Raw genomic sequence first — 12,872 nt, 5'->3', positions numbered from 1 at the left:
TGGTGAGCGCACGTGCAGGCATCGTCGTTACCGGGACCGAAGTACTCACCGGAAGGGTTCAGGACCGCAACGGTCCGTGGCTGGCCGACCAGCTCCTCGAGCTGGGCGTGGAACTCGCCCACATCACCATCTGCGGTGACCGTCCTCGGGACATCGAGGCACAGCTGCGGTTCCTGGCGGCCGAGGGCGTGGATCTGATCGTTACGAGCGGCGGGCTCGGACCGACGGCCGACGATCTGACCGTGGCAACGGTCGCCGAGTTCTGCGGTCGTGAACTCGTTCTGGACGAGGCCATGGAGGAGCGGATCGCGGGCATCCTGCGGAAGCTGATCGGCGACCGCCCGGGCGTGGATTTCGACGCCGTGCGCGCCGCCAACCGCAAGCAGGCCATGGTGCCGGTCGGTGCGGAGGTTCTCGCACCCGTCGGCACGGCGCCAGGGGTGGTTGTCAGCGGAAGCCCAACAGTTGTCGTGCTGCCCGGGCCGCCGAGGGAGTTGCAGCCGATGTGGCTTTCCGCGCTGGCGACCGAGGCTGTGCAACAGGCTATTTCGGCCCGGACCGACTACCGGCAGGAAACGGTTCGGATGTTCGGCCTGGCCGAATCCGGCCTGGCCGAGACCCTGCGTGAGGCCGAGACCGCGATCGCGGGTTTCGACGCGCTCGAGATCACGACCTGCTTGCGGCGCGGCGAACTCGAGATCGTCACCCGCTACGAGCCCGATGCGGCACGCGCCTACCGGGACGTGGTCGCGCTGCTGCGCGATCGGCACGGCGCCGCGCTGTACTCCGAGGACGGTTCGACCGTGGACGAGCAGGTGGCGGCCCTGTTGGCGGGGCACCGGATCGCCACCGCCGAATCCTGCACCGCCGGGTTGCTCGCCGCCCGGCTGGCCGACATCCCCGGCTGCTCGGACTACTTCACCGGTGGAGTGGTCAGCTATTCGAACGAGGCGAAAGCCGAACTGCTGAACGTGGATCCGGTGCTGATCACCGAGTACGGCGCGGTTTCCGAACCGGTGGTGGAAGCGATGGTCAGCGGGGCGTTGCATCACTTCGGTGCCGATACGGCGGTGGCCGTGAGCGGTATCGCCGGCCCGGCCGGCGGCAGTCCGGACAAGCCGGTCGGCACTGTGTGTTTCGCGGTCCGATCCGGATCGGCGGCGATCACCCGTACGCTTCACCTGCCCGGCAACCGATCCGACATCCGGGAGCGGGCCACCACGGTGGCGATGCACCTGCTGCGTCGGGCGCTCGCCGGAACCGCCGCCTAGCCCGATACTTCCTCGCGGGCCGCCGCGGCTGTGGCAACGGGTTGGCGCCGGGACGCTTCTCGGTGCCGGCGGGAGCCGCCGGTGGCCACCCGCCGCACGATCGACGGGTGCAGCAGCCGGCTGGGCGGATCAACCAGGTTCATCACCCGGAAGAACGCCTCGGTCACCGCCGGATCGTGCTCGGCGGCCTTGAGTACCCGCTCGGTGTACCAGTTGGAAAGTCGCACCGACGTCGGCCGTGGACCGGCGACCTGCGGCAGGGCCAGATCGGCGCCGCAGGCCATTTGCCATGCCGTGTTGACGCAGGTGCCCGCGGCCCGCAGGAATCTGCGGCCCAGATCGTCGCCGCCGTGGGAGAGGCAGTCGCGCAGTGCGAGCGCCTCGAGCGCGGCCACCGACATGCCTTGCCCGTACACCGGATTGAAGCTGCAGATCGCGTCCCCGAAGACCAGCAGGCCCTCGGGGAACCGGGCCATCCGTTCATAGCGCCTCCGCACACTGGCCGGGTACCGGAAGGTGGCCGGCGGGCCGATCGGTCGCGCGTCGCGAAGGGCAGCAATCGTTTCGGGTGAGAACATCTCCTCGACAAAGTCGATCATCCCGGCCAGATCGGCCGGTGGCTCCTGGCCCGCCATCCCGGCGGTGGTGAGCAGCCAGGTGTTGTTCTCGTAGGCGAACAGCGAACCACCATAAGGTCTTTCAGGGACAGCGCCCACGAGGGTGAGTCGATCGCGGGGGACGTTGTCGCCGAAGCCCAACAGTTGGCTGGAGTAGGCCACCTGCACGGCGATGCGGTGTTCGGCCGGCCGCCCGAATCCCGCGCTCTCCAGGAACGCCGGGGTCCGTCCGGCGCGACCCATGGCGTCGACGATCAGATCGGCGGCTATCGCCCGGCCGTCACCACCGTTCCGATCGGCCACCAGCACGCTCGTCACCCGCCGGGCCTCGTCCATCAGCAACTCGACCGCATCGTGTCCGTCGAGAATGTGGATGTTGTCGATGGCGCGCACGCGGTCCCGGATGTGGGCCTCGAGGAACGGTCGGCTGGCCAGATACGAGGCGATCGGTTTGGCGGGCGCGCCATCGAGATGGAGGGTGTGCCCGCCCAGCGTCAACGAGATCAGCGAAAGAGTCGCCCCGTCGAGCACCGTCGCACCGTCGGCCGCCAGTTCCTCGGGGAGCCCGGGAAACAATTCGGCCAGCGCCTGCAGCCCACCGCTGAGCAGGCCGTGGGCGTGCCTGCCCTGCGGGACGCCGCGTCGCTGGGCGGGGCCGTCGGGCAGCACGTCGCGCTCAACGAGGGTGACGGTGTCGAAGTGATCGGCCAGGACGCGGCCGGCGAGCAGCCCGCCCATGCTCGCGCCCAGCACCACTGCGTGTTTGCCGATCGTTGCCATTGCCGACCTCCGGACCGAGCTGGCACGTCGCCAGTTGTTCGAAGTATCGGAGCAGGCCGGGGCCGGGCCTAGAGTAGTGCGCTACTCGAACGTCACCGGGTCGCCGGTATCGACAGCAACGCCTCGTCGACGCATGCCGGCCAGGCCCCCTCGTCGAGGACGGTGACCGCACGCGCCCCGTAGGCGCTGGAGATCACGACATCCGGCCGCAGGCTCGCCAACAGATGCAGGCTGTCGGCCATGGCCGCGGCGTCGCCGACGCCGGGGATCACGAACGTCGACCATCGGCCGTCGGCGGCGACGAACATGGTGTCTCCGGTGAACAGGTACCGGCCCTGGGCGCCTTCGACGAGGTAGCTGGTGCTGCCGGGAGAGTGCCCCGGGGTGGGGATCACCTCGACACCGCGGTCATCGATGTGCCGGGTGCTCAGCGGTACGTCGATCGGGGTGTGCCGCTCGATGGTCTCGCGCTCGGCGGCGGGAGCGTGCAGGCGGGAGCCGAACCGCTCGGCGATGCGGGCCAGCATCGGGCCCGCCTCGTCTTGGTGGGACAGGTATTGGTCGTCGACCCCGCCGAGTGAATCCAGTGCGGCGAAGTCAGCGTCGCCGACGGGGCAGTAGAACAGTGCGTTCGGGCCGCCCGGCGTCCATAGGTAGGCATGGGTGGTCAAACCCGGAAACGGTGTGTCGGTACGGGTTTCCCACAGGTCGGTCCGGATCTGGGTCATCGGCGGGGAGATCGGAGTTGCCATGACACCAGCCTCGACCCTCAACAATGGTTGAGGTCAACCCCCAGGGGGAGTTCAGTCCGTGCTCGCCTCGTCCCACATCGAGATCATGGTGCCCATGATCTCTTCGGCGCAGCCCAGCCCGCCCAAGTGGCTTTCATAGGGCAGCTCGGTCATGACCGCGTCGGGCAGCCGGGAGACCACATGCTGACCATGCGCGAACGGCACGATGTGGTCGTGGTCGCCGTGCCACCAGCGCACCGGGACCTTGACCTCGTCGAGCCGGAAGCCCCAGTCACGCTCGAAGACCACGATGTCGTAGAACGGGGCGGCCAGTTGCTTGCGGCTGCCGTTGAGCAGATCGTCGAGGAACATGGCCTTGAACTCAGGCCGGGCGAGCATGCGTCGGTCACCCTCGGGCGAGATCCGCGCGTAGATCTCCAGGGCAGGGGAGGCCACCGGCCGGATCAGCCGGATCAACCCGGAGGCGGCCAACCGGATCGGCGCACCAGCCACTTCCAGGATCGGTGCGACGGCCGCGCCCAGCCTCATCAGCGGACTGCTGATGGCGTCGGGGCCGACCATCGGAGCCACACCGCCGAGCACCCCGGCCGCCACCACCCGGTCGGGCATGGCGGCCGCGGTGGCCAGCGTGTAGGGGCCGCCACCGGACAAGCCGATGACGGCCATCTTGTCGATGCCCAGCGTGTCGGCGATGGTGCGCAGATCGTCACCGAAATCCAGCACGCGGTCGTACTGGTGCGGGGTCGAGGAACCGATGCCGGGACGGTCCACCCCGATCAACCGGATGTGGTTGCGCTCGGCGTAGATCCGGGCCTCGGTCGGGATCTGCCTGCGCGCACCCGGGGTGCCGTGCAGCCAGAAGACCGCACGGCCCTGCGGGTCACCGAATTCGGCGAAGCCGAGCTGACGGCCGTCGCCGACGGCGACATTGCCCTCCAGTTTGGGGCGATCGATCGGGATGACCATCTGCGCGTTCCGGATTACTCTGCGCCAGAAGCGACAGAGGCATCAAAGATCGACTGGATGGACTTGTCCAGTGTCGCGTTGAACTCGTCATCACTCTGCTGGGCCGACAGGCCCTCGGTGAGCGCGCGGCTGAAGCTGGCGATCACGCCGGTGTTCTCGGCCAGCTTCTTGTTGGCGTCGTCGCGTGAGTAACCACCGGACAGCGCCACCACCCGCATCACCTTCGGGTGCTCGACCAGCGACTGGTAGTGGTTGGCACGAGTCGGCAGGGTCAGCTTGAGCATGACCTTCTGATCGGCGGGCAGCGCGTCGAGGTTCTTGGTGATCTCGTCGCGAAGCAGGTCCTCGGCCTCGGCCTTGTCTGTGATCGAGATGGTGACCTCGGGCTCGATGATCGGGATCAGGCCGTGCGAGAGCACCTGCTTGGCCACCTCGAACTGCTGGGCCACCACGGCGGCGATGCCCTCGGCGTTGGCCGCGCCGATCACCGAACGCTCCTTGGTGCCGAAGATGCCGTTCTTGGCCGCGCGGGCCAGCAGATCGTCCAGCCCGGGCATCGGCTTCATCACCTGCACGCCGTTCTCGACGTCGGCCAGGCCCTTGTCGATCTTGAGCAGCGGCACCACGCCCTTGTCCTCCCAGAGGTAGGTGGCGGTGGGCTTGCCCTCGATGGATCGGTCCATGGTCTGTTCGAACAGGATCGCGGCCAGCACGCGGTCACCGTTGAACACCGGGGAGGTGATGATGCGCGAGCGCATCTGGTGGATCAGGTCGAACATCTCCTCTTCGGAGGAGTAGGCGCTCTCCTCGACCCCGTAGAGACGCAGCGCCTTGGGGGTGGATCCACCGCTCTGGTCGAGCGCGGCGATGAAGCCCTTGCCCGTGGTCATCTTGTCGGCCTGCTGCTGGTTCGCCATGAGGTTGTCTACTCCTTTGAAGACGGTGTCCTGCTTTGTTCTGCTGCTGAGGCGCACACCACAGTGGCGCACAGTTCGACTCAGAGGATAGGCGGCTACGTCCCGGCGGCAGCGGCCACCCATCGAGGTGGGGTGCGGGCCGCCCACGGGGCAGCATGTTCCAGCTGGCCGGCCAGGCTGAGCAGGACCGATTCGTCGGGAGCCATCAACTGGACACCGATCGGCAGGCCGTCGCGGGTCTGCCCCAAGGGCAGTGAGATCGCAGCCCAACCCGTCACGTTGGCCAATGCGGTCCATCCGGTGGTGGCGAACTCGACGTCGAAGAAAGCTCGGGTGGTGCCGCGGGGCTGGTTCAACAGCCCGTACGGCGGTGGTCCGGTGAGCAGGGTCGGCACGAGCAACACGTCGTGACCGGCCATTGCGGCGGCGAACCGACGGGTCTGGGCATGGATGGTCGAGATCGCTTCGGCGTAGGCGATACCAGTGGTGGTGAAGCCCTCGCGGATCATCACCCACGTGCTGGCCTCGAATTCGTCTTCGCGGGGCGCTCGGCCCAGGTGTTGGCGGGCCAGTTCGTGCAGTTCGGCGTTGCTCACGGTGTGCAGCACGGCGATGGCCTCGGCCACCGCATCCGCGTCGATCGAAGGGGTCCCTGGCTCGAGGTGATGGCCGAGGGTTTCCAAAAGCCGGCCGGTCGCCTCGACGGCTGACACCACCTCGGGGTCGATCCGGTCGGTCGGAAACGGCGACGAGGTGGCGATGAGGATGCGCTGTGCCGACGGGGTTCGGGTCGCCGCCTCGAGGAAGGAGACCTCCGGCACGGCCGCACTGTAGGGGTCACCGGGTGCGGTGCCGGCGATGACATCCAGCAGAGCCGCGCAGTCGCGCACCGTGCGGGTGAGTGCGTGACCGTTCACCAGGCCCTCGAGTCCGTGGCCGCTGTCGGGGGCGAAGGAGGACCGTCCGCGCCGCGGTTTGAGGCCGACGACGCCGCAGCACGAGGCCGGCACCCGGATCGAACCCGTGCCGTCCCCGCCCGACGCCGCGGGCACCACGCCCGCGGCCACGGCCGCCGCCGACCCCCCGCTGGATCCTCCCGGGGTCACGGTCGAGGACCACGGGTTCACCGTGGCGCCGGACAACAATGGCTCGGTGGTGCAATGGTTGCCCCACTCCGGGGTGTTGGTCTTGCCGAACACGACGAGGCCGGCCTCCAGATAGCGGTCCACGGTCCACGCGGATTCCGTTGCGACATGGTCGCGCAACGCGCGTGACCCCATGGCTTCGGGGGCACCGGCGAGGGCTGCCCCGAGATCCTTGAGCAGGAACGGCGCCCCTGCCAGCGGACCGGCCTGCCCGGTGCGAAGCACACCGGAGGCGTCGAGCGCAGCGGCCTGCGCGCGCCCCCGCTCGAACAGGTCGGTGATCACGGCGTTCAGACCACGGGTTGCCTCGACCCGAATGATCGCGGCGTCGAGTAACTCGAGGGCGGTCAGCTCACCGTTCGCGGCCAGCGCCGCCTGGCCGATCGCGTCGGTCCGGGCCAGTTCGAATGCCGACGGGGAATCCATACTCACGTCACTCCGGGAGATCGCTGGTGTGTCCGGCCGTAGGGTGCTGCGGGTCGGCGCGAGGTGCGATGGCTGAGGTTACCGGGGTGCGACGACGACCGGTGCGGACAGGATCTCCCGGTATTCCACCATCGGTTCGCGTTTGAGCACCGAGCTACCCGAGGTGACGAGCAGTTCGGTCGGCGAGACCGCGTAATCGACCTGATAGTTGCGCGCGACGAAGCGGCGGCCGGGCGTGACATCGGCCGACGCGGCCAGTGCGGCCCGGTCGGACAGTCGGACACCGTGGTATTCCAGCCGGCCGGTGCGGTCCAGGCAGATGACCACGAGTGACCGCTCGGTGCGGCCGATGGCCCGCGCCGTCTGGGTGTCACGGCACCGCGCCGCGGAATCGACGAAACCTGATCCGTCGGAGGCGAACGCCGCGACTGCCGAAGCAGCGGTCTGCGCGGAGTCGCCGCGTTGCGGCGCCCGGTTGGGTTTCACCTCATATGTTCTGGCGCCGACGGCGTACACCGAATCCTTGGCCGAGAACTTGGAGGCGAACGTGGTGAGGATGACGAACGCGGTGAGCAAGGAGCTGACCACGGCTGTGGCCGCCACTCCGATGCCGACGGGCAGCCAGCGTCGTTGCGGCGCCTTCCTGTGCCGTCCACGGCGAGCCGGTTGATACGGCGGATGCGGTGTGGAAACGAGGCAGGTGGCCAAGCTTGCTCCCCGGGAACGGCGGTGTGGTGGGCACAGGCGAAAGGCGTCAGGCGGCAGGCACTGACGCGAGGTCATATTGTGCACGACGAGGTGGGGCGTTGTGGGCAACACCCGGGAATTCGGTGAGAAGTCCTTTCGGCGTGGGACGGGCGCGCGTGCGAGCTGAGATTAGCTCGGCAACAGCGAGATTCGTACTCATAGTCCTTTGGTGAGCCAGTGCGCCGCAGGCAGAAGCGATTTGGGCCGTCTGCTCGCACCGCGGCCGGCAACGCCGCCGCGGTTCCGCAAGCGCCGAGCGTCATTCACCGACTTTTCTTCGGCGGAAGCCTGGCCGTTTGCGGCTGGGCGGAAGCAGATCCCGTTTTGTGTGGCCGGCGTAGCTGGCCGTGTTAGTCGGGACGGTCTTGTTGTTCGATGTACTGCTTATGAGCGATAGCGGAGCGCCGCCGTAGGAGGCGGCGAGGTAGGACGGGAACCAGAAGTGATTGCCCCATAGGTGTTTCCGAACGTGCGCAGAGTGGTCCTGGCGTCGCCGGCGAGATGAGGCGCCCTTTGAGTCGGGTTGATCATCGTCGAGATCGACAGGCTCGGTGGATAGTTCACGACCAGATGCAGGTGATCATTCTCCCCGTTTGAACCCTCGCAGCTCGACGCCGAGATCGCCACAGATGTCGTCATGAGGCGCTCACCGAAAGTGAGCATCCGGTCGTTGAACACCGGACGCCGATACTTGATGACGAACACCAGATGAGCGTGCAACGTGTAGACCGAGCTGCGGCGACGTTGCACCTCAAGTTGCGTTCTGGCCGGTGCCACGGGCTCAGGGTGGGCATCGTGTCCGGCACGGTTGGCGGTCCGGCCCGGTTGTCGGTGTCGGGCGTTACCGTTGTCCTGTGGGCTCGACCATCGGCGAGGGCAAGGTGCGGTACAAGTACCGGCTGCGGCTCGCGGGCTCAACGGAGCGGTTGTTGCTGGCGGAATGGGACCGCTGCCGCTGGGTGTGGAATCAGTGCGTCGAGGCTTCCAACGCCGCGCACCGCGAGTCGGTGACCACCGGCGTGAAGGTCGAATGTGGGCCGGCGCAACTCGATAAGCGGCTGACCGGGTGGCGCGGCGAACATGAGTGGTTGGCCGCAGGGTCGAGTGTGGCTGCCCAGCAGACGATCCGCGATTTCGCGCGGGCACGTGCGAAAGCCCTCAAGGATCGTAAAGACAAGGCGCTGGCCCCGCGGCAGCGGCGTGGACTGCCACGGTTCAAGGCCAAGCACCGTGCGGCCCCGAGTCTGAACTACACGTTGCGCGGATTTGTTCTCGACGGAAAGCAATTGAAGGTCGCGGGCGGGATTGTTGTGCGGCCGGTGTGGTCGCGCGAACTACCCGCCTCGCCGTCTAGTGTGCGCATCTACCGCGATGCGCTGGGTCGGTGGTGGTGTTCATTTGTCGTAGCCCGACCGCAGACGGAGCCGTTGCCTGCGACGGGCCGGTCGGTCGGGATCGATTGGGGCGTCACCGATGTAGCGACCACGACAAGTGACGAGCACGACCTGCCGCACCGGCAGCACGGCCGCACAGCGGCGGCCCGTTTAGCTCGGTATCAGCGCATGATGGCCCGTCGTAAACCTGTCCCTGGACAATCGGCCTCGGGTGGCTACAAGTCCGCGAAACGCGCCGCGGCCAAACAGCACGCTCACGTCGCGGCCCAGCGTGCCGACACCGGCCGCAAATGGGCCAAAGCCGTGGTGACTGATTTCGATCGGATCGCGGTCGAGGACTTCCGACCCAAGTTCCTGGCGCGCTCAACGATGGCGCGCAAAGCTGCAGACGGCGCCATCGCCGCCACTAAACGTGCGTTGATCGAGATGGCAGGCAAACATGGCCGCCAACTGATGCTGATCGATCCGAAGTACACCACCACCGACTGTGGGAACTGCGGTGCCAGAGCCAAACACCGCCTGCCGCTGTCGCAACGCACTTACCGGTGCGACCAGTGCGGACACGTCGCCCAACGCGACAAGAACTCCGCACACGTCATGCTCAACCGGGCTGGTTTCAACCCGGCTGGTGTCGACGGCGTAAGACCTGAACGCTCGCCGAGCGACCAGGCAGCCTAAGCCAGGAATCCCGATCGTTCACGGTCGGGAGGATTCAAGTCACGCCGATTCAAACCGGTAAAGCCCTGGGGCCGGCCTCGCTAGCGGCGAATCGCCGATATTTGCAGCCGCTTTCGAGGGGGAGTGGGGCCATATCGTCTTCCGGAGGGTCTTCGTCTGGACTCGCGATCAGCCAGTTGTCGGGATACACCCACCGCTGGCTGTCCGGCGAGCCGTCAGGCCGGCACCACGACGGTGAGTTCGTTCCCGTCGCGTTCCACGTGCATCCCCGCCCGGCGGGCGACCCCGGCGACCGCGGCGGCGTCGGAGGGCTCACTTCGGGAGCTCGCCAGCGTGCGGGCCAGGTGACCCTTGTGGGCCTTGTTGAAGTGGCTCACCACGGTGCGGTGCCCGTCGGCGTGTTCGGCCAGAACCTGCACGCGGACGGCACCGGGGATTCTGCCCAGGCCCGCATACGAGCCGGAACGAAGATCGACGATCAGCTGATCGGCGGCGAGGTCGGCCAGCACCGGCTCCAGTAGCGGGCGCCACCGTTTGGCCAGGCCGGGTTGTGCCGGGAGCTTGGATGAGGCGGAGAGCCGGTACGCCGGCACCGGATCGTCGGCCCGAAGCAGACCGAACAACGCCGATCCGACGGCCAACCGGGCGCGGGCTCGCGTGGCAGCGCTGCCGCGTAGTGAACCTACGTCGAGGGCGTCGTACAGCACTCCGGTGTAGCGCTCGATGGCCGGCATGGTGGGCGCCAGTCGGAGACCGGCATTGCGCTGGATCTCAGCGTCCTGGCTTGCCGAGATGCCGAGGGCCTTGCGGCACGCGGGCGGGTCGGCAGCGAGATCGACCAGCTCGTCGATCAGTGACTGGCGAAGCGGGTTGAGTTCCGGCGAGCTCAAAACGTCCAAACGCACCGGTGGGCCGTCCCCGCCGGTGCGTTTGGTCTCCGACGGTGGCAGGAGCACGATCACATCCAGACGTTATCCGAACGATCGTGGCCCCCTGGCCACCGACAGGTGTGATGTCAGATGGCGATCGGCGCCGGTTCCTCGGGAGCCGGGGGAGCCGGCGGGGGCGGCACGTCCAGGACGATCGGTGCCGGAGCGTCCATCGGGGCTACCGGGGGCATCGCGTCGGCCGGGGGCGGCGGCGCGAAGGGGTCCATCGGTGCCGGAGCGGCCATGGGGTCGACCGGTGCCGGAGCGGCCATGGGATCGGCCGGTGGCGGCGCGAAGGGATCGGCCGGGGGCGGCGGCGCGAAGGGGTCGACCGGGGCCGGAGCGGCCATCTGCTCGATGGGGGCCGGGGGAGGCGGCGGTGCGCCGAAGGGCAGGGGCGCATCCACAGGCGCATCCTGCGGGGCCTCCGGTGCCACGGGCAGGTACATGTGGTGGTTGAACTGGCGCTGATAGGCACCGCCGCCACCGACCCTCACACCGTGGCCGCCCTCACCCGAGGACACGGGCGTGCCGTCAGGCAGGGTCACCGCGGTGTGGCCGCTGTTCCAGCCGATCACCAGGGCGCCGGGCTGGGTGCCGTACTTGAAGCCACGGGCCAGGAGGGCGCGCTCCTGATTACCCGTGTTGAAGCGGTCCCCGTAGACCGGGCGACCCGTGGCCATGTTGCTGACCCAGGAAGCCAGGCCGGAGCAGTCCGTGCCGGCCGGGGAGTCTCCACCGGAGATGTACGGCGTGCCCGAAACTTGCTGGACAAGCGCCATAAGCGTCGCGATAGCAAACATGCGGCGGGACGCTAGCAGAGCCGATTTTGGGCGGGCAAAATATGTGACTCCGTTCACAACGGTTGCCGCATATGGACTGCTTCACCCATTTCGGGTTTGAGCGGGGTTGGCTGCGCGGGTAATTCAGTTGCCACTGACACCTGTTTGCCAGTGGGGCGGCGACGCTTCCACGCCATCGCCAATAGTGCTGTGGCACTGGGCTTGTGCTGTGAATCGCGGTGATGATTGTGATCTTGCAGTACGCAAGAACATCGCGAAACACATTGATGGAAGGGCGTTTTCGGCACCTGGTCCGCCAGCCGCGGGCTCGGAGGAGGTCTGCGCACGGTCGACCGGGTGCACGGTGATGCCTCCCATCTGGACGGCACGGGGTGCGGTGAGTCCGGCAACGTCGGCACCGGCTTCGAAGGTGGCTGGCCGCGCCCGGCCGGAAGCGTCGATTCGGGGGTCCGCCCCTTTACGTGTGGCGTCGGCGGCGCTTGACATGCAGCCTGTCGGCTGCATGATTGTCTGAGGCGGTCGGCGCCGGCGCGAAAGGGAGACGGTGAGAGTGGACGAGGTCTTCAGAGCGTTGGCGGACCCGAACCGGCGGCTGCTGCTGGACAGCCTCAACGACCGGAACGGACAGACTCTGCGAGAACTCTGCGGCGGCCTGTCGATGGCCAGGCAGTCAGTGAGCAAGCATCTGGCAGTGCTGGAGACGGCCAACCTTGTCACGACACTCCGCCGGGGCCGGGAAAAGCTGCACTACGTCAACGCCGAACCGATCGTTGACATAGCGGACCGCTGGATCGACCGGTTCGACGCCACGAGGCTGGAGATGCTCGCGGAGGTCAAGACGGTGTTGGAGAGTCCCACCATGGCCGGCGAGTTCTCGTACACCACCTACATCCGCACCACCCCGGAAAGACTGTGGCAGGCGATCACCAACCCGGCGTTCTCCCACAGCTACATGGGGCACGCCATCGAATCCGAATGGCAGAAGGGCTCGTCCTACGTCTGGGTCGAGGACGGCCTGCGGATCGAGGACCCCGAGCAGGTGATCGTCGAGTCCGATCCCTATCAGCGCTTGGCCTTCACGTTCCACACGTGTACGCCCGAGTTGGAGCAGGTCGCCCCCGATCTGAGCGAGCACCCCGTCACCCCACCTGCGACCGAACGCCGGTCGCAGGTGTCGTTCGACATCGACCCGGTCGCGGATCAGGTGAAGCTCACCATGACCCACGGTGGATTCGACCCGGGCAGCACCGTGCGGGACAAGATCTCGCACGCCTGGCCGCTCAAGCTGTCCGGCCTGAAGTCCGGGCTGGAGCTGGCCGACTAGATGTACTGACCTGAGAGGTTAGGTACGCGGGTGGCCGGTGGTTGGCCGCCGAGTGCGGTGTGGCCGCGGTGGTGATTGTAGTTGTGTAACCATCTGGGGTATTCGGCGCAGCGTTCGGTGTCG

12 protein-coding genes and 2 pseudogenes are annotated in these 12,872 nt (G+C 67.5%); 3 read left to right on the top strand and 11 right to left on the bottom strand.

Translation table 11 applies throughout. The features are described from left to right. Positions 1-2 precede the first annotated feature (2 nt). Positions 3-1,271 carry a competence/damage-inducible protein A gene (locus QQ25_RS17415; protein WP_039380138.1) on the top strand — a complete coding sequence of 423 codons (1,269 nt, stop codon included), beginning with the start codon at positions 3-5 and terminating at the stop codon, positions 1,269-1,271. Here the strand turns inward: QQ25_RS17415 and QQ25_RS17410 are convergent. From QQ25_RS17410 to QQ25_RS17380, 8 genes and pseudogenes are all read right to left on the bottom strand, one after another. Continuing rightward, complete coding sequence (locus QQ25_RS17410; protein ID WP_039380137.1) at positions 1,268-2,668, bottom strand: FAD-dependent oxidoreductase; 1,401 nt, start codon at positions 2,666-2,668, stop codon at positions 1,268-1,270. The genes QQ25_RS17415 and QQ25_RS17410 overlap by 4 nt on opposite strands. 92 nt (positions 2,669-2,760) lie before the next feature. Continuing rightward, positions 2,761-3,396: an MBL fold metallo-hydrolase gene (locus QQ25_RS17405; RefSeq protein ID WP_039380280.1), complete on the bottom strand. Its 636-nt coding sequence runs from the start codon at positions 3,394-3,396 to the stop codon at positions 2,761-2,763. Between the two features lie 75 nt (positions 3,397-3,471). Beyond that, complete coding sequence (locus tag QQ25_RS17400) at positions 3,472-4,386, bottom strand: alpha/beta fold hydrolase (protein ID WP_039320781.1); 915 nt, start codon at positions 4,384-4,386, stop codon at positions 3,472-3,474. 14 nt (positions 4,387-4,400) lie between these two features. Continuing rightward, positions 4,401-5,303, bottom strand: coding sequence for a fructose bisphosphate aldolase (locus QQ25_RS17395; RefSeq protein ID WP_039320779.1), 903 nt, complete (start codon positions 5,301-5,303; stop codon positions 4,401-4,403). Between the two features lie 95 nt (positions 5,304-5,398). Next, the gene (locus QQ25_RS17390) at positions 5,399-6,874 is read right to left on the bottom strand and encodes an amidase (RefSeq protein ID WP_039320777.1); all 1,476 of its coding nucleotides are present in this window, start codon (positions 6,872-6,874) and stop codon (positions 5,399-5,401) included. 78 nt (positions 6,875-6,952) lie between these two features. Next, positions 6,953-7,582, bottom strand: coding sequence for a hypothetical protein (locus QQ25_RS17385; RefSeq protein WP_234711935.1), 630 nt, complete (start codon positions 7,580-7,582; stop codon positions 6,953-6,955). 298 nt (positions 7,583-7,880) lie between these two features. Continuing rightward, positions 7,881-8,075 (bottom strand): annotated as a pseudogene (locus tag QQ25_RS31640) (hypothetical protein); the annotation flags it as partial. Beyond that, on the bottom strand, positions 8,006-8,299 hold the full coding sequence (locus QQ25_RS17380; protein ID WP_411431676.1) for a hypothetical protein: 294 nt from the start codon (positions 8,297-8,299) through the stop codon (positions 8,006-8,008). The pseudogene QQ25_RS31640 and the gene QQ25_RS17380, both read right to left, overlap by 70 nt. Before the next feature lie 176 nt (positions 8,300-8,475). On the opposite strand from QQ25_RS17380, the gene QQ25_RS17375 reads away from it, so the two are divergent. Beyond that, positions 8,476-9,693 (top strand): RNA-guided endonuclease InsQ/TnpB family protein, encoded by a 1,218-nt coding sequence (locus QQ25_RS17375; protein ID WP_039380133.1) that lies wholly within the window; start codon positions 8,476-8,478, stop codon positions 9,691-9,693. 215 nt (positions 9,694-9,908) lie between these two features. Here the strand turns inward: QQ25_RS17375 and yaaA are convergent, their stop codons facing one another. Then, positions 9,909-10,655: a peroxide stress protein YaaA gene (gene yaaA / locus QQ25_RS17370; protein ID WP_039380132.1), complete on the bottom strand. Its 747-nt coding sequence runs from the start codon at positions 10,653-10,655 to the stop codon at positions 9,909-9,911. A 53-nt stretch (positions 10,656-10,708) separates the two neighbouring features. Further along, positions 10,709-11,425 carry a C40 family peptidase gene (locus tag QQ25_RS17365; RefSeq protein WP_039320766.1) on the bottom strand — a complete coding sequence of 239 codons (717 nt, stop codon included), beginning with the start codon at positions 11,423-11,425 and terminating at the stop codon, positions 10,709-10,711. A gap of 550 nt (positions 11,426-11,975) precedes the next feature. On the opposite strand from QQ25_RS17365, the gene QQ25_RS17360 reads away from it, so the two are divergent. After that, positions 11,976-12,749: an ArsR/SmtB family transcription factor gene (locus QQ25_RS17360; protein WP_039380130.1), complete on the top strand. Its 774-nt coding sequence runs from the start codon at positions 11,976-11,978 to the stop codon at positions 12,747-12,749. On the opposite strand, the pseudogene QQ25_RS30620 reads toward QQ25_RS17360, so the two are convergent. Further along, positions 12,746-12,872, bottom strand: a pseudogene (locus QQ25_RS30620) (IS481 family transposase); the annotation flags it as partial. The gene QQ25_RS17360 and the pseudogene QQ25_RS30620 sit on opposite strands and share 4 nt — an antisense overlap.

The sequence above is a fragment of the Mycolicibacterium setense genome, from assembly GCF_000805385.1.
Taxonomy (GTDB): Bacteria; Actinomycetota; Actinomycetes; order Mycobacteriales; family Mycobacteriaceae; genus Mycobacterium; species Mycobacterium setense.
This window is presented reverse-complemented; position numbering and strand designations above follow the sequence as displayed.

What these genes read in the sequence shown, in the direction of transcription:
- QQ25_RS17390 (WP_039320777.1), bottom strand. Translation starts at nt 6,874, where the DNA reads ATGGATTCCCCGTCGGCATTCGAACTGGCCCGGACCGACGCGATCGGC.
- QQ25_RS17395 (WP_039320779.1), bottom strand. Translation starts at nt 5,303, where the DNA reads ATGGCGAACCAGCAGCAGGCCGACAAGATGACCACGGGCAAGGGCTTC.
- QQ25_RS17405 (WP_039380280.1), bottom strand. Translation starts at nt 3,396, where the DNA reads ATGACCCAGATCCGGACCGACCTGTGGGAAACCCGTACCGACACACCG.
- QQ25_RS17365 (WP_039320766.1), bottom strand. Translation starts at nt 11,425, where the DNA reads ATGTTTGCTATCGCGACGCTTATGGCGCTTGTCCAGCAAGTTTCGGGC.
- QQ25_RS17400 (WP_039320781.1), bottom strand. Translation starts at nt 4,386, where the DNA reads ATGGTCATCCCGATCGATCGCCCCAAACTGGAGGGCAATGTCGCCGTC.
- QQ25_RS17410 (WP_039380137.1), bottom strand. Translation starts at nt 2,668, where the DNA reads ATGGCAACGATCGGCAAACACGCAGTGGTGCTGGGCGCGAGCATGGGC.